The sequence below is a fragment of the Amycolatopsis orientalis genome, from assembly GCF_000943515.2.
GTDB classification, from domain to species: domain Bacteria; phylum Actinomycetota; class Actinomycetes; order Mycobacteriales; family Pseudonocardiaceae; genus Amycolatopsis; species Amycolatopsis orientalis.
The window spans coordinates 2,192,515-2,218,821 of record NZ_CP016174.1; the positions used below are offsets into that span (position 1 = coordinate 2,192,515).

Here is a 26,307-nt window from a genome sequence, read left to right on the forward strand (position 1 = left end):
ACTCCAGCTGTAGTTCGTGATGGTGCTGGGTGACCCGCTGAGATGGGTGCGGCCACCGCAGTGATCATGGGTGTTTGTGAGGACAACTCAAGATCGTGTGGTGGCCGCGGCTGTCAGCGTAGAGGTTGTGCGGTGGCAGGCGTTGCTGGGTGAGGGTTTAGGTCGTGTTGCGGGCCGGTTCGCGCGGGTGGAGCCGCGTCGGCGAGCGGGCCGGTTCGTGGCGGGCCTGTTGTCGGGGCTGTCGCGGGTGAATTGCTGGACGATCGCCGAGCGGGTCGGGGAACGGACCCCGGACGGGATGCAGCATCTGCTGTCGCGGGCGAGCTGGGATGCCGACGGCGTCCGTGATGACCTGCGTGGCTGGGTGCTGGAGCACCTCGCCGATTCGGATGCGGTGCTGGTCATCGACGAGACCGGGGATCTGAAGAAAGGCACCGAGACGGTCGGGGTGCAGCGGCAGTACACCGGCACGGCGGGGCGGATCGAGAATTCGCAGATGTCGGTGTTTCTGACCTATTCCGCGCGGCGTGGGCACACGCTGATCGACCGGGAGCTCTACCTTCCTCAGAGCTGGGCCGAGGACCCGGTGCGGCGGGAACGCGCGGGTGTCCCGGCCGGAACCGGGTTCGCTACGAAGTCGGCGCTCGCCTTGTCGATGATCATCCGTGCGTTGGACGCGGGCACGCCCGCGAAATGGGTGACCGGGGACGAGGCCTACGGCAAAGACGGCGCTGGGCTGCGGGATCCGCTCGAGACCCGGGAACAGGCCTATGTGCTGGCCGTGGCCTGTGACCACCGTGTTCCCGGCCCGAGCAACGTCCGCGTCGACGAGCTGGCCGGCCGGCTCCCGAAACGAGCGTGGCAGAAACTCTCCGCCGGGCCCGGCGCGAAAGGACATCGCTACTACCTCTGGACACGGATCCGACTGAACCCGGCCGGGAAATCCGGGCATCACTGGGCCTTGATGCGCCGGAACCAGCGGACCGGCGAGACCGCGTTCTACCGCTGCTACAGCCCGCATCCGGCGTCGCTGCCCGAGCTCGCCCGGATCGCGGGGCGCCGCTGGACCATCGAGGAAACCTTCCAGACCGGCAAAGAACTCACCGGCCTCGACCAGCATCAGGTGAGGACCTGGACCTCCTGGTATCGCTGGACCACCCTGGTCATGCTCGCGCACGCCTTCCTCGCCATCGCCAGCGCTCACGCCCGCGCCGACACCACCCCGGGCCTGATCTCGTTGACACGCAACGAGATCAGGCACCTCTACAGCAAACTCGTCATCGAACCGGCCTACACCACCATCGACACCCTGGGCTGGTCGCAATGGCGACGCCGACACCAGCACCGAGCCAAAACAAGCCACTACCAGCGACGACACCAAGATCACGATCTACAGCTGGAGTATTAAGACCATCACGACCTCCGATGCAGGAGTGTCTGTCGTGACCGTCGGCGGCGAGGCATCGAGCCGGCGCTACTCCCCGAAACGGGAGCGGGTGCGCCGCCATGTCATAAGGCTCCTCGAAGACACAGTCCCCGGCTTCGTGGTGGCCGCCGAACGTGACCTCGCGGCCGAGCTGGGGGTGTCCCGTCCCACCGTCCGCGCCGTCATCGAAGAACTGGCCGAGGAAGGAGTGGTCATCCGCCGGCTCGGTCGTGGCACGTTCGTCGGCTCGAACCTTGACGCCGCCGAAGCGCCCGTCGCCGCCCCGAGTGCGGTGCACGAGATCGGCGAGGCTGGATGGTCGAGCCGGGTGCTCGCATTCACGCGTCCCTTCGCCACGCCGTCCCGGACCGCGCGGCTGGAACTCGAGGACCGCGCGCCCGTACTGAACGTCGTACGGATCCTGCGCCAAGGGGACGCACCGGTCGCGATAGAGCATCTCGCGTTGCCGGAGGGCCTCCTTCCCGGCCTTGTGCCCGCCGACCTGGCGGTTCCCGACCTTTCCCCGCTGCTGCGAGAACGGTTCGGGATAGTCGTACGGACCGTACGAGAGACGGCGGAATCGGGCTTGGCCGAACCATCGCAGGCCGAACTCCTGGACGTCGAAGTCGGTGCGCCCGTTCTCCGGGTCGAGCGGCGGAGCCGTGACACCCGCGGCCGCGTCGTCGCCTTGAGTGAGACGGTCTACCGGGACCGATCGGCGCCCGTGGACGTCGATCGGCGGCCTGGCTGATACCGCGTGAGGAGCCTTCCCAGCACAGAGGCCGGGAAGGCTCCTCACGGCTACTCCGGTTCCTCGCTGGTTCCCGCGAGCTGCTCACGCTTGCGCCGGCTGGCGAACCAGCCCACGACGAGTGCGGCCGCGATGATCGGCAGGCACAGCAGGGTGACCCGGCCGGCGCCTTCGTCGAACCACATCAGCACGAGCACCGATGCCAGGAAGGCGAGGGTGACGTACTGAGTCACTGGGGTCCACGGCAGCCGGTAGCCCGGGCGATCGACCGAGCCCGTCTTCGAGCGCTTCACGAAGACAAGGTGACAAATGACGATCAATCCCCAGGTGGCGACGATCGCGACCGCGGAGAAGTTGAGAATGATCTCGAACGCGCTTGCCGGTACCAGGTAGTTCAGGCCGACGCCGAGCACGCAAACGCCACCGGTGAGCAGAATGCCGCCGTAGGGCACCTGGCTCTTGTTCATCACGCCGGTGAACCCGGGCGCGGAACCGGTCTTCGCCATCGAACGGAGGATGCGGCCAGTGGCGTAGAGGCCCGAGTTCAGGCTGGACAGCGCGGCCGTGAGCACGACGAGATTCATCACGTCGCCGGCGGCTGGTACGCCGATGCTGGACAGGACGGTGACGAAGGGGCTCTGACCCGCGCGGTACTCGTCCGACGGCAACAGCATGGACAGCAGCACGACCGAACCGACGTAGAACACGCCGATCCGCCACATGATCGAGTTGATCGCCTTCGGCATCACCTTCGCCGGCTCGGCGGTCTCACCCGCGGTGACGCCCACGAGTTCTACCGCGGCGTAAGCGAAGACAACGCCCTGTACGACCAGGACCAGCGGTAGAAGACCGTGCGGCATGATGCCGCCGCCGTCCGCGATCAGTTGGGGCCCCGGCGTATGCCCGTTGACCGGCGTGCCGGTGACCAGCAGGAAGATCGCGATCGCCATGAACACCACCACGGCACCGACCTTGATGATGGCGAACCAGAACTCCATCTCACCGAAGATCTTCACCGAGACGAGGTTCAAGATCAGCACGACCGCGAGCATGACGAGTGCCAAGATCCATTGGGGGATATCCGAGAACATCGACCAGTAATGCGCGTAGATCGCTATCGCGGTGATGTCGGCGATTCCGGTCGTCGCCCAGTTCAAGAAGTACATCCAGCCTGCGACAAAGGCGCCCTTCTCGCCCAGGAATTCACGTGCATAGGAGACGAAGGCGCCGGACGACGGACGATGCAGCACCAGTTCGCCAAGGGCGCGAACCACAAAAAAGGCGAATAGACCACAGACAGCGTAGACGATCGCGAGCGCGGGGCCAGCCGAGTTCAGCCTGCCGCCCGCGCCGAGGAACAGGCCGGTGCCGATCGCGCCACCGATCGCCATCATGCTGATATGCCTTGGCTTCAGGGATTTGCTATAGCCTTCGTCGCCTGCATCGTGGGAGACGCCGGCAGCGGCCACGCCCTCTTTTCCTGAGGTTCGCATCAGGGATTCAGCCTCTTGTCCTGTGGTTACGGACGGCCTGGCCGCCCCGCTGAGCATTGAAGGTGCCAAGCCGGCGAGCTTGTCGGTGGCTCGCGAGAGAACTGTGAAGCCATGCGAATGCCGGGTCAATGCCTCGGCCGACAATCTGAACTTCTGGATAACAAGAGAAGTTTCCAGGGGAAGCGATGGAGCTACTTTCGAGTTCGATTTAAGGAAGACTTGAGGTTTATTGTGAGTCAGGTCGCATTCGACGTTCGTGAAGCCGTTGCAGCCAGGGACCGCGCGCCCCGCGACCCCTGTCACGTGAGCCGGGTTCCCCTACCACTCGCGGAACAGCGCGGGTCCGAGGTCGGCGCGCTTGTCCGTCGCCGCTGCCCGAAGATACCCATGCACGGCGCGGATAAAGAAATCGTTGAGTCGTCCTTGCTGAAATCGGTCCTATTCCGGGAAGGCCGAGGTCGGAGGGACTGCGAAATGGTGCGACGACGACGTGGCGGACAGCCGGGACGGAAGACGGAACTCGCGAGCCGCCTCGAGGATCGTCGTGCCGCCGGCCCGACCGTGGTGTCCGGTCTGCCGGGCAGCGGCAAGCCGTCGAATCAGGAACGGCGATCCGATGTCATCGGCGCCTGAGGGCTCTGGCTGCCACCGGCACGGGAGTCGGCCGGACGAGGTGCTCGCGGCCGGGCGGCTCGGCCACTCCAGGCACTCTCACCGCGCCGACTTCACGGTTCGGTCCCCGGGGTGTGCTCCGGTGCCGGTCGAAGCGAATCTGAACTATGACACCAAGGACCCACTGGTCGTCACTCTGTGCTTTCGCCGCGGCGAAGTCGATCGGATCATCGACTGGGTGGTGGGGCGCGATCTCTTGGCGGGAGGCATGACGCTCCTGGTGGGTGATGGAGACGTCCGTATTTACCCGGGCGAAGACGACCCCGGACTCGTGTGGTTGCACCTGGAAACACCCGGCGGGCGAGCGGTACTGACCGGCTGCCGTCGTCAGCTGACCGAGTTTCTCGACTGCACGGTCGAATTGGTGCCGTTCGGTCAGGAAACGGAGTGGATGGAGATCGACGCGTCGATCGCCCGGTTCTTCTCCGAAGGCCCTGATGACCTTCCCAAGACTTGACCTTGAAAGGTGAATCCGATGCCGGCCCTCAAGCTGCCCCGCCTCCGCCGACGCAAGACGCGACTGGCCTGCACGCGTATCGGTGCCTCGCTGGTCGTGCACGGGCCGGGGGAGGTCACGGCGCAGGCACGGGTTCTGGCGTCGTCGATCGCAGCCGATCCCGAGTACGCCGTCGTCGTCGTGGATCACCCCGGTGCCAGTGCCCCCTCGATCGCGGACGCGGTGAGGACGGTACTCGGTGAAGAGGCGCGGCCTCTTCGCTTGATCCCCTCCGCCGAAGCCGGGGGCATCACCCTCGACACCGCGCGAAAACTCGCGGATCGGATCGACCGGACGGTGATCTACGCCGATGGGATGGTGCTGACGCACGGCTCGGGCGGGTGCTTCCTGCCGCCGTTCGAAGCCAACGGCTGGGTCGGCTGCGGACCGGGCGGGGAACCGGCCCGGCTGGGCAGGCGATACCCCGCGCCGGAGTGGGAAGTGCCGATCACCGTCGACCCCCTCCGAACCGGACGGTCTCTCCTGGTCGAACCGCTGCCCGCGGGAGTCTGGCTGCGTTCCGATGGTCCGCAGCGGTGGCTGGACGCCGATCGTGCCCGGCTCACCCGATGGCTCAGCGTACGTCCCCGGGAACTGACCGCCGTCCTCGGCGGGCACGGTATACCGCCGGTGACGCTGGAGGACGTCGTCGGGTGGTGGGCTCTGGTACCTCCGGAAACCCAGGCCAGGACGCGTTTCTTGAGCTTTGGGGATGTTTCGGTGCCCTCGGATACGACACTCGGGCAGGCACTGGCGGACGCCCTCGGCGAGGAGATCGTGCTGTGCGGCGGTCTCCCGGTGGGGCCGCCCGAGACACCTGAGTTCTTCACGCTGCGCGAAGACGGCTCGCACAGTTACCGGACTTTCGCCGAGCAGATCACCTTCTCACCGCGGCGGAATGCGGACAAGGCCGCGGCTCCGCAGATCCGCCGAAGTCGTCTGCCTTTCCCCGGACTGATCGAACTCGGGTCGGGGGTCTACTGGTACGAGCAGGATTCGGTCGTCGAGGTCGTGCAGGCGGGGTTGTGGCTCCGCACCGATCGTGAACCGGCGCGGGCGGCCGAGGTCAGGTTGATGTCGTGCGACCCCGGAGCTTTCCGTGTCTTCTTCGACCCCACGCTGGACGGGCACGACGCGCTCGCGGCGAAGCTGCTCGATCGTCTGGACAGTTCGATCCGGGCCGGCGCAAAGCTGTTCCCAGTCCCGTCGGCACCGGAATCGCGACGAGCGGAGCTTCCGTTCGCGGCGGATCTCACCACACCGCTGACGCCGTTGCCCCGGCTTTCCCGTCTCCTGCGGAACCTCGCCGAGGAGACCAAGCCACCGGAGCCCGCGGCGGACGTCCCCTATCTCCCGGTGGAACTTTCCGCCGACGCGGTATCGCCGCCCGACCTTCCGGACGCGGAGCCTGTTCCGGAAATGGAGCCCGGAACCGAAACCGAATCCGGGCCTTCGGTCGAGGTCGGCCGGCCTACCGTTCAACCCTCACCACGACCCGAAGCACGTGCTTGGCCTCTGCCCTCCGAGTTCGTTGCCGACCCCGAGTCGGTACGAGCGGGAAGGGAGCAGGCATTCGATGTGTTGTCCGAGCAGATGGAGAAGACATGGCGTCGCTTCGCGCCGAACCGCACCATGTCGGAGAGCGGGCTGACCGAGGCGGTGGCAGCCGGGTTGTACCTGGCCGGTGACGATCCTGACCTCGATGAGGGGTTGCGAGGGGGAGCGGAGGGACCCCACGTGGACTTCGGCCGCTGCGTCGCGGCGGGTCTGCAGAAGCTTCCGGTGCATCGGAACGTCGCGACGACGGTCGTCGACCCTGTGCCGGGATCGTGGGAGTTGCTCCACGACGGCGTCGTGTTGACGGAATGGAGCTTTCTCAACCTGCTGACCGCGCCCGATGACGAGGAGACGGGGTCTACGGATCTGGTCGTCTGGTCGGCGACCGGACGGCTCACCGCGTCGATCGAGCCGAAGGAGGGGCTGTCGCACCGGGTGGTCTTCCTGCCCGGCACGGCCTTCAAAGTACTCGAAGTCGTCGAACCCGAGGAAAAGAAGCGGGGGCGAATCCTGATGCGAGAACTGGCGGAATCGGAACTCGGCGCGGACGGTGGCAAGGCCGGTTCCCAGGCCCGGGACGACCTCATCCGGGCGTCGTTGCGGCGGTTCGCGAGTCGTTCGGGCGGCACTAGGTCTCGACGGGCGCCCGGTAACAGGGCGAACCGGCTGGGCCGAATCCCGGGAATCGTGGACCCGCCGGATCGGAAGTACGAAGCTCAGGCACAGGATTTGCCGCTGGCTCAGTGACTTTGAGTGGCAAGCGCGCGAGGCACGTCCCTTCGCTTTGCAGGTCATTGGTGAAGGGAAACTCTTTCGCGCTAAGCCACGTCCACCGGCTCGGTGAGCCGTTGATCCCGGTGTTGGGGGCCTGGACGAACTCGGGAACAGAGGTTTGCTCGGCCGGAGTCGCGCTATCGTGGACGGCGCCTGTGTTCGCGCAAAAAAGGGGATCTCTGACCGGTCACGGTCGCGATCTCCGCCGCGAACACCCACGACCCGCTCGCCCTCAAACCGCTGATGATGGCCATCCCCGCGGTGAGATCCCGCAATGGTCCCCGGCGGGGCCCGGCCTGGCGAGCTGCACGCGGACAAGGCCTACGACCAGCCCGCGCTGCGACGCCGGGCGGCAGCGCATCGGCGTGCGGATCGCCCGCATGGCGAACGCAAAGCCGAACACTTCCTCGCCTTCCTCCAACTCGGAGACGCCATCATCCGTCTCACGAAACTCCGAAAACTCACCACAGAGGACACACGGTGAGCCAGTTCGGGTTTGTCCTTGCTGTTGGGTGTCAGGGGATTGGCGCTTCAGTAGCCGTCGCGCCCAGCCGGGCAGGGTGGTGTCGTCGCGCACCGGTAACCGCGGTGTTTCCAGATGCCAGAGTCGATGTCCTGGCTTATTCGGATTCCTCTTCGGATTCCTCTTCCTCTTTGATGACTGGAAGCCTGTCCTCGTCGATGTCTGGATGCCCGTCGAAGAATTCGTGACTGTACTCGGCCCAGAGCACGCGGTCCTCGTTATCCACGGAGTCGTATGCGTTGTCCAGTACGATCAACGCGATGACCATGTCTTCCCGGTCTTTGTCGTTTTTGTCCGGGATGAAGACCTGGAAGGGGATGAGCAGTGAGTTGACCGCACTGTGGTCGATTTCCAGAGGAAACACGTCCGGTACGGTCGGTGCGTTGATGAAACCGACGGAGTTGGTCATCCCTTCCCCGGCGATGTAGGGGACGTTCGTCCCCCTTGAACGCGTGGCGAAAGTATAGTGCGGGGCCTGCAGGTATCTCTCTGGCCACTTTCTCTGGGCTTCGAGTGTTCTCAACACCCCGCCCAGGTACAAACCCTTCACGGCGATTCTGCTCCCTGCCAGGGCGCGCCTCCCGGGCTTGGCCGCCTCGGTGGCGCTCAGTTGCACCCCTCGCTGTTTCCCGTCGGCCAGCCCCCGGCTGTGCTTCTTGACATGTTTCTCCAGCACCAGGCTCACCTCGAGTCGGGGCGACTTTAACGATTTACCCAGAACCACCCTTTTCAGTTCCTCCTTCACCCCTTTTTCCAGGAATTGTTGCACGGCAGGCATCTTCTGCGCCAGCTTCTTGGGCAACCGGGAACCGTCTTCGTTCTCGGCGATGCCTCTGAGCATTGACATGCCCTCCGCCATCTTGGCGGTGATCCGATTGGCGCCTCTTTTTACTGTGGGATGCACGTTACCGTTGTCGTCGGCGTAGGGCTCGTCGACCCGGCTCGTATCACGGCTATCACGCAAGACGAACAGGTCGTCCATGCCCGGGAAAGGTTCGACCTGGTGCCTCACCGCCCGCAACATGTACGCTCCCTCGTCGATCTCGAGCCCGGAGCCGCCCCACACGGTTTCTTGCCTGCCCTTGTCAAGGACCCGGTGCTCAACGGGAACCGGAACACTTCCGCTGACGTCACCGGCACCGGACTGTTCACCCGCCATCATGGCCGTCCCGTCCTGCGGCGAAGCATCCGGCGCATCTTCCATCTCCACATCGTGATCGCTTCCTGCACTGGCTTCAGATCGCGATACCTGCAGATCCTCCCTCACCGGCCCAACCACAAACGGCGCACCGTCGGAATCGAAAGACACCGAACGGGTGTCACCCAGGTCGCTGCCCCCGACTGCGCCCAAAGCACCTCCTTCCTGAGCCCCGACGGGCCCGAGGGTTTCGAGCGGCGCCCCAGGGTCTTCCCCCACGCCAGCCGCTGTCACCCTTTCCGCGGCTTGCAGCCAATCGCTCACAGTACGCGGGTTCGCGATGCCCCCGGTCAGCGTCGACAGCGCCTCCGCGGTGCGTTTTGGTCGGCCTTCCTGCTGATCTTTCTCGGTCACAGCCAGAACGTACGCATGCGCCCACGTAATCGTTGCTTGCGAGTATCGTCCCCCCTCGTTATCGCTTTCCGGCGAGACAGCGAACGGCAACTCGCCGGCTGCGTCCTTCGACGCCAGCAGAGACAGCAGGTTAGAGAAATCGCGACCTGGCCGGAATTCCTTGACCCAATCTGGAGTCATCTCCAACGCTTTAGCAGAATCACTGGACCCCACGCTGGCGGACAATTTGTACAACACCCTCGGGTTGATGGAAGTGCCAAGTAAAGCCGAAAGCCTATTATTCGGAATTCGCATTCCGGTCAGGCGTATGGACTCTTCCTGGACAATTCTCGCCCATGCAAGGGTCCATCGATATATCGGCCCTTCGTTCCGATAACTTTCCCTGAGACCCAGCCGGACAGCCAAGGGCAGGTCGGTCTCTTTCTCGCGAAAGAACTTCCACAGATCAGAAAAGCGTCCCGCCCCCTTCCCCGGCCGGAAATTCCCGACCAAAGGGGGAAGATTCAATCTGACCTCATCGTCGGATTTGGACTTGGCAACGTTCAGGTTCCATTTCACTACTTGTCTGCTATCTACCAGATCACCGGAAAGGTCAATAATTACGGCCGGTGGCAGACGTGTACCGGTCTGCTCCACAGACTCCCGCTGCACACTTTCCGTCCATTGACGCAATAGGCTCGGCTGCACGGCCACATCCGTTTGACCCGGTTTCGTCAAGAACTCCTTCAATGTGCTCCCTCTGCCAGTGCCGGGGCGCCACCCCACCACATCCGCATCCTCTGGAGCGGATCCGATGTCAGTCAGCGAGCCGTGCGCCAGTTCGGTCGGCACATCCGTGACCGTCGCCGGGTCGTTCGCGGGCCCAGCGGTGGCAGCGCCTGCGACCAGGGTGGGCGCATCCCGCATCGGCACATCGCGTTCTCCGATGGCACCAGACCGCGATCGCGCCCGGCCTCGCGCCATCGCCGCCTGCGCCTCCGCACGACGTTTTGGTCCGATCGCTGAGAGTGACTCCGGAATCGAGAACACATCCTCCCCGTTGGGAAGCTGTCCCTTGACAGGCTGATCGGAGACGAGTTCCCGGAGCTCGAAAACGTCCTCCCGGCTAATCTGGCCGTTCTCGTCGATACCATGATCCAGCGCGTTCAGGAACCAAGCGCGTATCAAGATCAAAGTCGGCTCAGGGAGAACACCGTTCTCATCCGCCACCAGTGAAACACTGTCGGGGAGCCTATGCTTGTTCGTCACGAGGAAATCCATCAGCCGATCATGCTGAGAACCAGGTCCCCATCTGGTCACCCACGTCGGCACTAGCGACAACGCTTCCTCCAGGCGCCGTTGCTCTTCCTGCAGCCACCTCGTCCACGCCCGGTACCACCGCATCAACGGCTTCGAATACTGCCCCTTGATGGGCTCCAGCCAGATGCTGATCGGCAAGCTTTTTTTATTCGCTTTCAGGAAATCCAAGAACGGATCGAAGAGCTGCGTCGTTCCCGAGGTTGCCCGGAAGTCTTTGACCCATTGCGGAACCAGTTCGGCAATCGAGCCCGGCCGCTCCTGTGGAGCGTCAATGCTGTGCGCCCTCGCCTTCGCAAAGGTGAGCACCCCACCCGACAACGCCACCACAACCCACTCGGGCACCCGCATACCAGTCCGCTCCACAGACTCCTGCTGCACACTCAGCACCCACTCACGCAGCAGCAGTTTCGAATCGCTGGCCGACCGGCCGGTGGACTCCAAGAACGCCTTCAACGAGTCCACCCCGCCATCACCAGGACGCCACCTCACCACGTCCGCAGGCTCGACGGCTGCCACGGCAACAGTGGCAGGCTCCGTGGGTTCCACGACCGCCCCTGCTCCGCGGTTCTCTCCCGCAGGCCTCCCCGTCTGAACCGGCACCGGTCTGCCCGCACCCGTGAAAGACACGGCTGTGTCCTGCGGCGCGGAAGCTGGTGCTGCGGCTGACGTGTCTCTTGCTCGCGACGGGTCCTGGATGGCCTGGGGCACCCGTGACGTGCCCAGCGCGTGTGCGAGTTTCTTGGACAAGCCTCGAGCTTGCATCTCATGAATGCCTCTGACCAGAAGCCCTGTCATGGCTTTCGTCAGTGCCCCGGTCAGGGTGTCGACTTCCACCTCTTCCAGGACCGGGTTCTCTTCACCGGCCGGGAGACGGTGAGACTGCGACACAATCCGAAGAGCCGTCGCAATGTGAGGCTGAACCTCCTCCGCAGGCCGCTTCCCGTACGCCCTCAGGGCCCATTGGCTCGCCTCGCCCAGCCATTCCAGCGCACCGTCATGAGCATCAGGGATCGGCGGCAAGCCCAAATCCTCCAGTGAAATCGGCGCACTCGACTCACCCTCACCATGCTCCCGGTCAGAGGACGTCCGCTGGTCCTCCACATCGTGATCGCTTCCTGCGCTGACGATGGCTTCAGGTTGCGATACCTGCAGATCCTCCCTCGCCTGGTCGACCGCAAACGGCGCACCGTCGGAACCGAAAGACACCGAACCGAAAGACACCGAACCGGTGTGACCCAGCCTGCTGCCCCCGACTGCACCCAAAGCACCTCCTCCACCCTGAGCCCCGACGGGCCCGAGGGTTTTGAGCGGTTCCCCAGAGCCTTCCCCCACACGAGCCGCTGTCACCCTTTCCGCGGCTTGCAGCCACTCGTTCACAGCCCCCGGGCTCGCGATGCCCCCGGTCAGCTTCGACAGCGCCTCCGTAGAGCGCCTTGGTCGGCCTTTCTGCCGATCTTCCTCGGCCACAGCCAGAACGCACGCACGCGCCCACGCCATCGTTGCTTGCGAGTATCGTCCTCTCTCGTTATCGGGGTCCGGCGAGACAGCGAGCGGCAACTCGCCGGCTGCGTCCTTCGACTTCAGCAGAGACAGCAGGTGACGGAAATCGCGACCTGGCCGGAATTTCTTAACCCAATCTGGAGCCATCTCCAACGCTTTGACAGAATCACTTTTCCTCACGCTGGCGGACAATTTCTTCAACACGCCCAGGTCGATGGGTACGCCGATTGAAGTCGAAAGCCTATTAGTCGGAATTCGCATTCCGGTCAGCCTTATGGACTCTTCCTGGACAATTCTCGCCCATGCAAGGGTCCATTGAAATATCGGCCCTTCGTTCCGATGACCTTTCTCGAGGCCCAGTCGGATGGCCAAGGGCAGGTCGGCCTCTTTCTTGCGAAAGAAAGTCCACAGATCAGAGACGCGTCCCGCTCCCTTCCCTGGTCGGAACTTCTCGACCAGAGGGGGAAGATTCAATCTGATCTCATCATCAGATTTGGACGCGGGAACGGTCTCGTTCCATTTCAATACTTGCCCGCGGTTTACCAGATTGCCGGACAGGGCAATAATTATGGCCGTTGGCAGACGCGTACCGGTCTGCTCCACAGACTCCCGCTGCACACTTTCCACCCATTGACGCAACAGGCTTGGGTTCACCGCCACATCCGTTTGACCCGGTTTCGTCAAGAACTCCTTCAATGTGCTCGCTCCGCCAGTATCGGGGCGCCACCCCACCACATCCGCTTCAGGCTCGACATCAGCCCCCTCAGCCAACCTCAACGGGATGCCCAGCGGCTCCCGCTCCCGATGCTCCGACACCGCGGCATCCGCCAAGATCCGTTCCGCCGCAGACGTCTCGTCGACAGCCGGTGAAACCCTCACCCCGTCATCGGCCACCACATCCACCAAAACCGCGCCTACGGCCTTCCGATCCACGTACGGAATGACCTGAACCGACTCATCCATGATCCGCTTGACAGAGGGAGCGTTCTCAGTGCCGGGCAACCTCTTCTCGACTGCGGCGTGGACGATTGTCTGCACATCATCCACACGAGCGTCGGCACCCACTCTGGACGGATTGACGACCGCGATACGGAGGATCTTGGGGGTGGCCTGCGGGTGCAGAAGTCGGTCGACGAAACCCAACACCAGCAGAGCGATTCGTTCACTGCCCGCTGCCGGCAAGAAATAAGTATACGGAACGAAATATTCAGTCAAAGACGTAGCCTCCCGATAATGCTCCTCCCCCAAATCTGCAGTCGGATGCCTGGCGATTTCCAGCTGCGTCTCCGGCACCTTCTTATCGCGATGGGCAACGTACGTGAAGTTCAGCTTGCGGGCGCCTTCGTCACGCTTGGCCGCCCGCAGCACCAGTTCTTCAAGTCGGGTGTGCTCAGGCAGACGAGTATCGGGCTCTACATGCCCCGAGCTCCACACGTGCAACCTGATATCCACGGCTTGATAATCGTACTCGTCGCGGCGTTTGATCTCCGCTGCTAGCGCCTTTAAAAATGAAGACAAATCATCAGAGAGTGGGGAATCCAGCGCAGATACCGGGAATTTCCGACGAGCGACGCCTGGGGGGGCGGGGCGGCGATTGCTGACCCGGCGGTAAAATTGGTTGGGCAGCGGCTTCAGTTGCGTGCCTTCCGCCTGTTGCGGCTCAGGCTCGACGTGAGCATCCAGTTCATGCCAGGGGCCGGTGATTGTGGCGAAAAGACCGACCTTGTCGTTGTTGGTCGTGGTGGTCACCTGCAACGCGATATGCCGCGCAACGAACGCCACTATTACCTTATCGGTCGGTTCCCCCGGCAAAGCCGCCCTCACCGCCGCATAGACCTTCGCCGTCACCCCCGACCTCCGCCGCTCAAGCGGTCCGGCTTTTGTCACCAGAGCCAACACGAGACGAACCTGCTCGCTCGGGTCGTTCGAGCCCGCGTTGTCCCGCACCCGCTGAACAAGCCCTTCCACCAGCAGCCGCAAACGACGCACCTCGACGGCATGCAGCACCTGTGCTTGCCTCGCGTCAGCGAGGGACTGATCCAACTCGCGTGCTTGCCTCGCGTCAGCGAGGGACAGATCCAACTTACGCGCCGCCCGGTAGAACTGCTCAGTCCTGCCCGAGGCGTAAACCTTGAACTCGAATAGCCTGCCGCCGCGCGTGGTAGTCGCCAGCCGGTCGAAGGTCAGCTTCTGCGCGTCAAACCCCCGACTGCCGAGTTTGGCCGCGGCACGTAACTCTTCCTCGAACCGTATGAAGTCGGCATCGCCGGAAACTGGAACTGTCCTGTAACGGTGGTGCAAGCGCACGACCGGAAGTTCCAGCGGCCTACCCGCCCCATCGCCCTCGACCGCGGCTTTAACCCTGGCGGCATAACGGTTCTTGAAATCGTTCCACCCTTCGCCGTCCACTTCGAAGAACGGCGGCCCGGTCTCCCACTTGTCCACCTCTACGGCCGGCTCAACAGTGCCGCACCGCACCGCACCCTCCTCCACCGGCAAAGGCGGATAACTCGAGCCCGCTTCAGACTCAACATCACCAACCAACGACGACACCACCCCACGCGGCTCTCCCGCAAGAGGACCAGCGGCACCACGCTCCCGGACAGAAGGCGCCCCCTCGTCCTGCACCCCAGCAAGCGGCGAGCCCAACACCGCGATCCGGTTCACCACATCCGCCCCAGCCGTCTCCTCGGCGCCCGGTGAAACCCCCGCCCCGTCAGCAGCAGCCACCACATCCACCGGAGCCACGGCTGCATACCCCTCGCGAACGTCCGGGGTGACCTGAAAGTGCTCAGCCGTGATCGGCCCAGCAACGACAACGTTCTCCGATTCCGAACTTCCCGGTTCCGGCCTGGCTGAGGCCGGCCGTGGAGCGCCACTGACGGACCGCGCGGGCGGGTTGGTTGCGTGAGCGGTCTGGTCGGTGGCTGGTGTAAGAGGTTCGGTGCCGAGATAATGGTTGCCCCCCTCACCCACATCAGTACCCCCACCCGAAACCTCCCGCGCTCCTCCACCAGCAGAGGTATTCCACGCAGTCCACACGGCGTAGCGAGTTATGAGGTACCCGGACCATACCTCGATCTCCGCCTCGCTCGCCATTCCTTTCAATGCGATGGCCCACTCGATTACTGCATTCTTTGTTGCAGAGCTGACGAGTGCGCCGTTACCGTGTTTGGCCAGCGGGAAGGCGGCGCGGAGCTGGTCGTCACCGGTGATGTAATCGCTCAGGGTGCGGTAGGGGCCCGTGCCTCTTCTCCAGGCCACCAACCGCGCGACCAAGTCAGACGCTGCATCCGCATCCGCATCCGCAACCTTCCATATCCTCCACACGGTGGTCTCCGAGATGATGTCTCCCGACCATGCTACGACGTCCCTGCGGGTTATCAGGCCTTTGGTTTCGAGGTTCCTTGTCTTTCGTAATGCGAGGGCCCATTCGTCTACTGCTTTTTTAGTTTCGAGGTCTTTGAGTATGCCGGCCCTGTTCGTGGTCAGTGGGAAGGCGGTGCGGAGTTCGTCGTCGTTGGTGATGTATTCGCTCAGGGTGTGGTAGCGGTCGTCTGTGTCTCTTCGCCAGGCCACCAGTCGTCGTTTCAGTCGCTCTTTGTTTTGTGTGGGGCTGATGTGGGCTGGTGCTTCGTCCGGTGTGTGGGTGGGTGGCTGTTCTGTGTGGTCGTGGGGGGTGGGTTGGTTGCCTGTTGCGGCTGGGCTTGCGCCGGGGTCGGGGAGTGCGGCCCGGTCGGGGATGTTCCGGTCCGTGGTGTCGGAGAGGCTCAGCGGCAGGCCGTTGCCGTCCAGTAACGCCACGGCGGAGGCGTGACTTGGCAGCGTGGCCAGTTCACCCGGCACGATGGCCGTCCCAGGCGGGACGTAGAGCATCGTGTTGCCATCACGATCGAACACGTGGGAGTAGAAACCACTGAGATTATACATTTCCCATGACGCGTACTCGCTTTGCGCATACAGGGTTTCAGGAAGCCCGGGCTGGTCGGCCCAGATGTCACCATTCTGGATGTCGAGATACACGAGCGTGCCCTCATCGTTGACGATGTTGATCGCATGCCCGTGCCGTTCGCCCTCAGCGTCCTCGTAATCGAAGGTGACGACCGCGCTGGCCCCGGGCCCCAATCGCTCAAGCTTGACACCCACTTGGCGCAGATCACGCAGGCTTTCACCTTCGAAGTCCTGATGCTTACCGGCGAAACGATCCAGCTTCGACACCGGCTCTTCCGGAAAGACCAGATTTCCCTGCTCGTCGTTTTCGGCGTATAAAGCGGCCGCGACCGTCGGCTGACCTCGCCACGTCTGCTCAAGCGCCAACGCCGTATCGTAACAATTATCCCGGCGGAACGTGAAGTTATCCCTCTTGGGGTTGATTCGCGCCAGCCACGGAGCTGGGTTTTTCTTCGCTGTGCGTATCCGCGCGTGCACCCGGAACAAACCATCTTTCCCCTGCGGGAAAGCGTTCTCCAGCCTGGCCTGATACGTGTCCGGCACCGGCCGCACCCCACCTTCGCCATACACGCGGACCTCATCCAACGACTGTCGCGCACCGGAAAACACCGTCCCGGCCACCACCCCGATCGGGCGAGACCGCCCCACCCGGTCATACAATTTGACGCTGCCCGCGAAGTCCCCACCGGTCTCGGTAAGCAACCACCCTCCTCCATACCGGGCAACGGTGAAGCCATGTGCGGGCTCGCCATGATCGGTCACCACCAGTTCACCCGTGCCGCCATTCCATCGCACGACCAGGTCATGCCCATAAGTCTTCTCCGTGGGAAGGTCCACTTCCTCCGACAGCAACCGCCCGGAAGCGTCCACCACCCACTCCAATCCAACCCCGGACAAAATGATCCGCCCCGCCCTGTCCGGAGCCCATTCCACAAGCCTGGGCGCGTGCCCAGGCAGGACCAGCTCATGAGTCGCCCCGCCCTCCGCCGCTTCTCCCAACGCCCTCAGCAACCCCAGCACCCCCGTGACAGGCGATCCACCCGTGTCCGCATCCGTGTCACCGCCTGTCCCGTCCCGCGGCGAAGCGTCCATCGCCGGCGCATCCACCATCTCCACATCATCGCTGTCCTCGACACGAGCCCGCGATTCCTGCCGGCCTCGCGCCATCGCCGCCTGCGCCTCCGCGCGAGTTCCCGGTGGCACCACGGACGAGTCAGGAGCAGCGTGTAACAACGATCCCGGAACCGAGAACACGTCCTCTCCGCCTGGAAGCACGCCCGTCACCGGCTGCGCGGAAACAAGCTCTATGACGGCCGCAACATCGCGTGCATCAATCCAGCCGATCTCCTCGCCCCTGGTCTTCAGCGCTTTCAGGAACCAGGCACGTATCCAGATCAGCACCGTCCCCTGAAGAACACCGTTCTCATCAGGTACCGGCGACACGTCTTCAGGAAGCATGTTGTCGTTGGCGACGAGGAACTCGATCAACGTAGTCGGCGAGCCCGGCGACAAATCAGGCCACCACTCCGTCACCCAGTCCGGCGCCAACGACAACGCTTCCTCCGAAGCCTGCCGCTGCCGTCCGACGCTCCCCGCGAACGCGGGCCGCCCCGTCTGAACCGGCACCGGTCTGCCGGCACCCGTGAACGACACGGTCGCGCCCTGCGACGCGGAAGCCGGTGCTGCGGCTGATGTATTTCTTGCTCGCGACGGGTCCGCGACTGGGGACATCCGTGATGTGCCCAGCGCGTGTGCGAGTGTCTCGGACACGCCTCGAGCTTGCATCTCAGGAAGGCGCTTGACCAGAAGGCCTGTCATGACTTTCGTCAGTGCCCCGGTCAGGGTGTCGACTTCCACGTCGTCCAGGACCGGGTTCTCCTCCGCGGCCAGGAGACGGTGATACTGCGACACAATCCCACGAGCCGTCGCAAAGTGAGGCCGAACCTCCTCCTCAGGCCGCTTCCCAAAAACCTTCAAAGCCCACTGGCTCGCCACGCCCAGCCATTCCAGCGCACCATCATGACCATCCGGGACCGGCGGCAAGCCCAAATCCTCCACCGACATCGGCGCACTCGCCTCATCCTCACCACGACGCCACCCCGCCGGATCCTCGGCCGGCAGTGACGCGAAGACCATCGCGCCCAACTCGGACTCAATATCATCAACCGACAACGGCACCACTTCGGTCGGCTCTCCCGCAGGAAGACCAGTGGCACGATGCTCCCGGTCAAAAGGTGCCCGCTGGTCCTGCACCCCAGCAAGCGGCGAGCCAGGTGAAACCCCCACCCCGTCATCAGCCACCACATCCACCAAAACCACGGCTGCCACCTTCTGCTCAGCCAGGTACGGGGTGATCTGAACCGACTCAGTCATGATCCGGTTGACAGAGGGAGCGTTCTCAGGGCCGGGCAGCATCTTCTCGACTGCGGCCCGGACGATTTTCTGCACACTCTTGACACGAGCTTCGACACCTACACTGGCCCTGTTGACGACCGCGATACGGAGGTTCTTGGGGGTGGCCTGCTGGCGCCGGAGCCCGTCGACGAAACCCGACACCAGCAGAGCGATTCGTTCACTGCCCGCTGCCGGCAAGAAGGTATGTTTCGGAACGAAACCCTCGGTCAAAGACGTAGCCGCCCGATAATGCGCCTCCCTCAAATCCGGAGTCAGATGCCTGGCGATTTCCAGCTGTGTCGGCATCGTCTTATCAAGACGATGAAAAATGTACGTGAAGTTCAGCTTACGTGCGCCCTCGTCATGCTTACCCGCCGCCCGCAGCACCAGTTCTTCTAGCCGGGCGTGCTCAGCCAGGCGAGCATCGGGCGGCATAAGTACACCCCATCTCGACACGTGCAACCTGATATCCACGGCTTGAAAATCGTGCTTATCGCGGCGTTTGATCTCTTTTGCCAGCGCATCAAGAAATGAGGAAAGATCATCAGGGATCGGGGAATCCAGCGCAGATGCCGGGAATTTCCGACGAGCGACGACTGGAGGGGCGGCGCGGTGATTATAGGCCCGGTCGGAATATTTGCTGGGCAGCAGCTTCAGTTGCGTGTCTCCCGCCTGTTGCGTCTCAGGCTCGACGTGAGCATCCAGTTCATGCCAGGGGCCGGTGACCGTGGCGAAAAGACCGACCTTGTCCTTGTGTTCCGTGGTGGTCACCTGCAACGCGATATGCCCCGCAACGAACGCCACTATTTCCGCATCGGGTACCTCGTCGGGCGCGTCCCCCGTCAAAGCCGCCCTCACCGCCTCATAGACCTCCGCCGTCACCCCGACCTCCGCCGTCACCCCCGACCTCCGCCGCTCAGCCGCTCCGACGGTTGCCAGTGTCACCAGAGCCAACTCGAGACGCACCTGCGCCCTCGAGTCCGCGTTGTCCGGCACCCGCTGAACAAGCCCTTCAACCAGCAGCCGCAAACGACGCTTTTCGACGGGAGGCAGCACATGCTCTTGTCTCGGGTCAGCGAGGGGCAGATTCAACTCACGCGCCGCCCGGTAGAACTGCTCGCTCTTGTTCGAGGCGTAAACCTTGAACTCGAATAGCCTGCCGCCGCGCTTGGTAGTCGTCAGCCGGTCGAAGGTCAGCTTCCGCGTGTCAAGCCCCCGACTGCCGAGTTCGGCCGCGGCACGTAACTGCTCCTCCACCCGTGTGAAGTCGGCATCGCCATGGGAATCCGGAAATGCCTTGATATAGCGGTGCAAGCGCACGTCCGGAAGTTCCAGCGGCCTACCCGCCTCATCGCCCTTGACCGCGGCTTTAACCGTGGCGGCATAACGCTTCTTGAACTCTTCCCACTCATCGCCGCTCACTTCGGACAACGGCGGCCCGGTCACCCACTTGTCCACGTCTACGGCAGGCTCAACGGTGCCCCGCCGCATCCTCCCCCCCTCCACCGGCAAAGGCGGATACCCCGAGCCCACCTCAGACTCAACGCCACCGGCCAACGACGGCACCACCCCCTCGATGTGCTCAGCCATGATCGGCTCGCGCGGGTTGGTTGCGTGAGAGGCCTGGTCGGTGGCCGGTGTCAGAGGCTCGGTGCCGAGATAATGGTTGCCGCCGTTGTGGGCGAGATAGTAGGTCGAACGGTCGGCGTGGACTGTCACGTCCTCGGTCGACACATCGCCCGCACGAGTGATCGTCTTCAGGTTCACATCTAGAACGTCAGGAACGAGTCGCACCGCGATGTCGCCACTCTCGCTGTCCCAGTGCCCCGGCGTCCGGATTCTGTCCTCGATACCGGGACCGTCCACGGCAATGAGCGCCACATCGTAAGGACGCGACCGCCGATATGCATCCGCGACAGCTTGACGCAAGCCCGCCGGCGACTGCTCCTTGTCCAGCGATTCCAACCGCGGCCCCCACATCGAGCGCGGTACCGTTCGCAGCACCGCCGCATAAAAACAATCACCATCCAGCGCCACATCGACCAGACGCAAGCCCAACTCCGCCGCTGCCGCCGACTGCGCATCCCACACCTCCGACACGGTGTGGCGAGACACGAGGACCTTCCCGGACCATTCCTCGACCTTCTCCGGGGTGATCTCGCGTTCGGTTTCGGGGTCAATCATTCCTTTCAATGCGAGGATCCAATCGCGTACTGCCTTTCTTGTCGCAGGGCTGGTGAATATGCCCTTGCTGTTTTTGGCCAGCGGGAAGGCGGCGCAGAGTTCTTCGTCACGAGTGATGAATGCGCGCAGAGTGCGCCGGCCGCCCTTGACTCTTCGCCAGTCCACTAACTGCGCGACCAACTCGGGCGCTGCCTCCGCGTCCGACCCACCGGCAGCCTGCCACACCTTCGACACGGTGCGCTGAACTATGAGGTCCCCGGACCAGGCCACGACCTCCTCTTGGGTGATCTCGCGTTCGGTTTCGGTTTCGGGGTCGACCACCACCCATCCTTTCAATGCGAGGAGCCATTCGTGTACTGCCTTTCTTGTTGCAGAGCTGACGAACATGCCGTTCTTGAATTTGTTCAGCGGGAAGGCGGCGCGGAGCTGGTCGTCGCCCTTGATGAATGCCGGCAGGGTGTCGAAGTCGCCGTCGCCTTTTCGCCAAGCCGCCAACTGTGCGACCAATTCAGGCGCTGCCTCCGCGTCCGACCCACCGGCAGCCTGCCACACGTTCGACACGGTGCGCTGAACTATGAGGTCCCCGGACCAGGCCACGACCTCCTCTTGGGTGATCTCGCGTTCGGTTTCGGCGTCAACCACCCATCCTTTCAATGCGAGGAGCCATTCGTGTACTGCCTTTCTTGTTGCAGAGCTGACGAACATGCCGTTCTCGAATTTGTCCAGCGGGAAGGCAGCACGGAGCTGGTCGTCGCCCTTGATGAATGCCGGCAGGGTGTCGAAGTCGCCGTCGCCTTTTCGCCAAGCCGTCAACTGTGCGACCAATTCAGGCGCCGCCTCCGCCCCTGCCACGCCGGCAGCCGCCCACGCCGTCGACACAGTGTCCTGAGAGATGAGGCCCCCGGACCATTCCACGACTTCGTCCCGGGTGATCACGCTGCCGACTTCGTCCTTCTCCATTCCCCGAAATTCGAGAATCCATTTGTATACTGCGTTTCTTGTTGCAGAACTTTTGAGTTTGCCGCTCTGGTATTTGGTCAGCGGGAAGGCGGCGCGGAGTTCTTCTTCTCCGGTAATGAATTCGCTCAGAGTGTCGTAGCCGTCCGTGCCTTTTCGCCACGCCACCAACCGCGCGACCAACTCAGGCGGCGCCTCCGTCGCCGGTCCGTCGGCAGCCGTCCATGTCCTCCCCACGGTGGCCTTCGAGATGATGCCTCCCGACCAGGCTGCAACATCTTTTTGGGTGATCGGGTGTTGAGTTCCGGGGTGCAGTGTCTCTAGAAATTCTAGGATCCATTCTTCTACCGCTTCCCTTGTTTCAGGGATGGTGAATTTTTTCTTGTTCTTGGTCAGCGGGAAGGCGGTGCGGAGTTCTTTGTCGGCGGTGATGTATTCGCTCAGGGTTTGGAAGCCGTCCGTGCCTTTTCGCCAGGCCACCAGCCGCCGCTTGAGGCGCTCTTTGTTTTGTGGGGGGCCGGTGTGGGCTGGTGCATCGTCCGGTGTGTGGGTGGAGGGCGTTTCCGTGTTGTCGTGGGGGTTGGGGGTTGGTTGGTTGCCGGTTGCGGCCGGGCTTGCGCCGGGGTCGGGGAGTGCGGCCCGGTCGGGGATGTTCCGGTCTGCGGTGTCGGAGAGGCTCAGTGGCAGGCCGTTGCCGTCCAGTAACGCCACGGCGGATGCGTGGCTGAGCAGTGTGGCCAGTTCCGTCGGGGTGATGCGGCGTTCCGCGGGTGCGGTGGCGAAATCGACCTGCCAGATCCCTGTCCGGTCTGGGTGTTCGGGGTCTCTGCCGTGCACGACCAGGATCACGTGGTCATGGTTGTTTGGCCGGGCCAGGCGTACCACCGCCAGCCTTTCCGGGCCCTGTACCAAGGTTTTGATCACGGTGGCTGGATCGGGCCAGGGCTCGGGGACGGCTTGCAGGAGGTTCATCAGCCCGAGCCAGTTCTTGCTGGCGATCACCTGCTGGCCGGTGACGTCCTCGGCCTCCGCGCGGCGGTTCCCTGTCCGTCCGTACGCGGCCGCGAACCCTTCCGCCGCCAGTGGCACGCAATCATCGGCGAGATCCGCGCCGCGGGCCAGCGCCGCCTGCCGCTGTTCGGCGCGTTTCGGGGCCCATGCCAGCAGCCGCTGCGCGGCCGGTATCCCGGCACCGCCCACTCTCCGGGGCTGGGGGTTTGCGGTGTCCTGGATCAGTGTCTGGGTGGAAGGCGTTGGTCGCCGGCGGTCTGGGGCCGGGGAGAGTGTGGTGGACCTGCCGGTAGAGGTCGTGACCGTCCATGCCGGCGAGGTGGCGCCGCTGGTCGCGGGCAACAACGCGATACGCGCGGCGGGAACGCCGCCGGTGTCTTCGTCGAGGAACAGGGTCGACGGCGCGTTCACGGTGATCAGCTCCGCACCGCCGAGGCCGCGCGCGACCTGCTCACGCGCCATCGCGGGCAGGGTGTCGAAATCGGTCAGCAGCAGCACCCGCGACGGCAGCGGCCCCCGGGTCCTGGCCAGATCCTGACGCGCACGCCGGCCGAAGGCCTCGGGCGTCTCCCAATAGCTGACACCCCGCCGGTCGGCGACGGCGAACCGGCCACCGGCGAAATAGCCGACCACCACGGCCACATTCCCGAGACCGAACGGCAGCGGACCCAGCTCCCGGCTGTGCCAAGGACCCGTAACCGCACGCGACGTTCCCGTCCCCGGCTGGTAGGCGTCATCCGGCGTCCACGCCACATGGGACGACCCCACAAGCGGTGCGTTCAAAGCGGACGAACGGGACTGGTAGTCACGCCGGTCGAAATAGCACAGACCGCGGACACTCCCACCACCGAACAAATACGGGCGTGACCGGGCCGGGGCCCGGTTGCCGGGAGAGGCGGAGTGCTCGACCAGCCAGCCGGCGGGATCGGAGCCGAACCGGGATCGGTAGGCCCACCGCACTCGGTCACCGGCCGGACCTTGCGGATAGACCGACCTGAACCGCCCACCACGGCCATCCGGACCCGAGTGAAGGTCTATCCGTGGCGTGACCCACCTCGCGCCACCGGCCGGGTCTTGCGGCCCGGGACCCACCGTCATGCCACCATGCGGGAACCAGACCACGCGTCCGACCTGATTCGCGAGCCGCTGGCGCAGCAAACCACTGCTACAGGTCAGCAGCACCAGCGGGTCCTCGACCGGCCGGACCGACACACTCAGCTCCGGCAACAGCCGCAACCACGAACCCAGTGCCCGATCCGTGACCGGTTGCGCCACACCATCCACCACCAGGAACAGCTTGTCCGCCGGAGACGAATGCGCCATGAGAAGAAACGGATTGAGCGCCGGCAACCACGGCCACGCCCGCCACACCACACGCACCTGGGATTGCCCCGCGGCCCATGGAACCGAGACCGCCGGCAGCGGCCCAACACGGTAGTAACCGCCGGCACCGTACACCGCGGAACCAGGAGCCGGCATCCCTGCAACGCCAGCGAACTCAGGCAAAGAAGCATGCACGACGACCTCCCCCACATTCCAGGAGAAGAGCGTGACATCCCTGCCATCAAGCCCCGTCAAAACCGGCAGGCCACTCAGCAGCAACGGTCACCTACCCACAGTTGCAACGGCCGACAACAGCCTGACGGAGAAAGAGCACCACCAAGTGTCGCCAAAGATCGCTCATCATCACAAGCAGACCTGGAAAAGACAGGTGCGAACTGACAACCACCTTGCCCGCGTGACATCGTATTACCCACAAACACCTGGTAATGGCGCTAATCTGTCGGCAGCTCGTGTTCTCTCCGCCGCACCGGCGCTAGTCGCCACGAGCGCGGACCGGGACGTGCTGGACGCCCTGGAGTTCGTGCGGTCCACGCGGGACAAGCGTGCCGAGTGGATCCCGGACGCCGTCCAGGTCGCGTAGGACCTTCGCGTCCCACGCGTAGCGGAAAGTGTTTCTGCACAAGCACAAGCCAGGCATGGTGGCACGTCGGCAGCTAGCGGTGTGCGTGTTCCCCACGTCGCCGCCGAGACCACCCGATGCCGGCGTCGTCAGGATCGCCTATCTGACCGGCCGGCGCCGTATCGGCGCACGAGATCTCCACCGTGGAAAAAAACGCGCTCGCGGAGCTGGACGTCGCGGGGGTGGGGGTGACGGGACGGTCGACGGTTCGCAGATCGACAGGTAGGAAAACCACGTGGGAGGCGATCCACAGCGTCGACGGGCTGCTGAACAACGACTTCGACCCCGACACCATTCACGCCGAAACGCAAGGGCAGTCGCTGCCCGGTGTCCGGGCTCGCCGGCCTGCTCGGGTTCGATCTGTCGCCGAGGATTCGGAGCTGGGCGGACCTGAATTTCCACCGGCCCGATGCGACGGCGGGCCACATCGCTCGCGTAAGAACCGGCTCTATCGTGCGTTCGCGGACTCGGGTGGTCACGCTGCGGCGTTTTCTGAACGATCTGCAGCTGCGGGAGCAGATCACCGCGATCACGAACGAGGCCGAAGGGTTCAACGAGTTGGCCGTCACCTGCGCGATTTATTCGTCCGCGCTGGACATCACCGACGCAGCCGTGCCGGTGAGCAGCGCGAGCAGACCCTGGGGCGCGTCGTCGGCGAACATCAGCTTGTGGTTGCCGTCGGAGTCGGCGGCGAACTGCGCGCTGCGAGTGAACAACGCCTTCTCGTACTCCGCGAGCGCAGCCTCGACATCGCCGGGGTGCGCGATGATCGCTGCTGCGAGTTCGGAGCCGTCGAACATGGCCAGGTTGGCACCCTCCCCGGCGAAGGGCGACATGAGATGGGCGGCGTCACCCAGCAGGCTGACACCCGCGACCCGGTCCCACCGGTGGCCGATCGGCAGCTTGTTCACCGCCCGCAGAACAGGTGCGGTGTCGGCGTCGGTGATCAACGCGGTGAGTTCCGGCGCCCACCCGGCGAACTCGGCAGCGACCTGCTCGATGATCGTCGCCGTATCACTGTGTTCGAGTTCGCGGATCCACTCCTGCGGCTTGGTCACCGCGACGTAGGCATGCAGGACGGCGTCGCGTTCCCGGTGCCCGACGATGCCCTTGCCGGGCGCGACGGCCAGGAAGCTGCCCGCGCCAAACACCTTGGCCGTGGCAGCGTGCTTCTCGTCAGCGTCATGCAGGTAAGTCTCGATGAACACCATGCCGGTGTATTCGGGTGTGGCCGCAGACAGCAACGGACGAACCCTCGACCAGGCGCCATCCGCGCCGATGAGCAAACCGGTCGTCGCGGTGGACCCGTCGGCGAAGCCCAGCTCGTGGCGGCCCTCACCGAGCGAGCGGACGCTGGTGACCTTGTGGCCCCACTGGATCATCTGGTCGGGCAGGGAGTCGAGGAGGATGCGACGCAAATCGCCACGCAGGACCTCAGGACGCTCGCCCGTGCCGTCGTCGGGCTCGTCGAGCAAGATCACCCCGTTCGGGTCGACCACCCGTGATGCTTCGCCGCCGAGGTTGACGATCGCGCGGAACTCATCGGTGAGACCGGCCGCAGCGATCGCACGCTGTCCGTTGTACTCGTGCAGATCGAGCTGGCCGCCCTGGGTGCGGGCATCCGCCGACGGTTCAGCCTCGTAGATCGTCGCCGGGATGCCGTGGACGTGCAGGACACGGGCGAGGGTGAGCCCACCGAGGCCCGCCCCGATGATCGTCACGGGACTCGCGGAAGAGGGCGTTGCGGTGTCGAAGTCAGCCATGACGTCTCCATCTCCTAGGCATTGGAACCGTGTTCCATATT

8 protein-coding genes are annotated in these 26,307 nt (G+C 64.1%); 5 read left to right on the plus strand and 3 right to left on the minus strand.

Annotation, left to right across the window (positions count from 1 at the left end; all coding sequences use genetic code 11):
- The first annotated feature begins 127 nt into the window (after positions 1–127).
- On the plus strand, positions 128–1,408 hold the full coding sequence (locus tag SD37_RS10065) for an IS701 family transposase (protein ID WP_145926500.1): 1,281 nt from the start codon (positions 128–130) through the stop codon (positions 1,406–1,408).
- Positions 1,409–1,433: 25 nt separating this feature from the next.
- Positions 1,434–2,177 (plus strand): GntR family transcriptional regulator, encoded by a 744-nt coding sequence (locus SD37_RS10070; protein WP_236725313.1) that lies wholly within the window; start codon positions 1,434–1,436, stop codon positions 2,175–2,177.
- Positions 2,178–2,227: 50 nt separating this feature from the next.
- Here SD37_RS10070 and SD37_RS10075 read toward each other — a convergent pair whose 3' ends face one another.
- Positions 2,228–3,571 (minus strand): amino acid permease, encoded by a 1,344-nt coding sequence (locus SD37_RS10075; RefSeq protein WP_236725452.1) that lies wholly within the window; start codon positions 3,569–3,571, stop codon positions 2,228–2,230.
- 573 nt (positions 3,572–4,144) lie between these two features.
- On the opposite strand from SD37_RS10075, the gene SD37_RS43050 reads away from it, so the two are divergent.
- The 3 genes from SD37_RS43050 to SD37_RS10085 all read left to right on the plus strand — a co-directional run bounded on the left by SD37_RS43050 (position 4,145) and on the right by SD37_RS10085 (position 7,142).
- On the plus strand, positions 4,145–4,303 hold the full coding sequence (locus SD37_RS43050) for a hypothetical protein (RefSeq protein ID WP_167369625.1): 159 nt from the start codon (positions 4,145–4,147) through the stop codon (positions 4,301–4,303).
- 121 nt (positions 4,304–4,424) lie between these two features.
- A complete protein-coding gene (locus SD37_RS10080; protein ID WP_236725314.1) occupies positions 4,425–4,799 on the plus strand; it encodes an SsgA family sporulation/cell division regulator in 375 nt (124 codons plus the stop codon).
- Between the two features lie 18 nt (positions 4,800–4,817).
- On the plus strand, positions 4,818–7,142 hold the full coding sequence (locus tag SD37_RS10085) for a hypothetical protein (protein ID WP_236725315.1): 2,325 nt from the start codon (positions 4,818–4,820) through the stop codon (positions 7,140–7,142).
- A gap of 647 nt (positions 7,143–7,789) precedes the next feature.
- Here SD37_RS10085 and SD37_RS10095 read toward each other — a convergent pair.
- Both SD37_RS10095 and SD37_RS10100 read right to left on the minus strand, forming a co-directional pair.
- Complete coding sequence (locus SD37_RS10095; protein WP_145926574.1) at positions 7,790–24,142, minus strand: toxin glutamine deamidase domain-containing protein; 16,353 nt, start codon at positions 24,140–24,142, stop codon at positions 7,790–7,792.
- A gap of 939 nt (positions 24,143–25,081) precedes the next feature.
- Positions 25,082–26,266, minus strand: coding sequence for an FAD-dependent oxidoreductase (locus SD37_RS10100; RefSeq protein ID WP_044850968.1), 1,185 nt, complete (start codon positions 26,264–26,266; stop codon positions 25,082–25,084).
- Positions 26,267–26,307 lie beyond the last annotated feature (41 nt).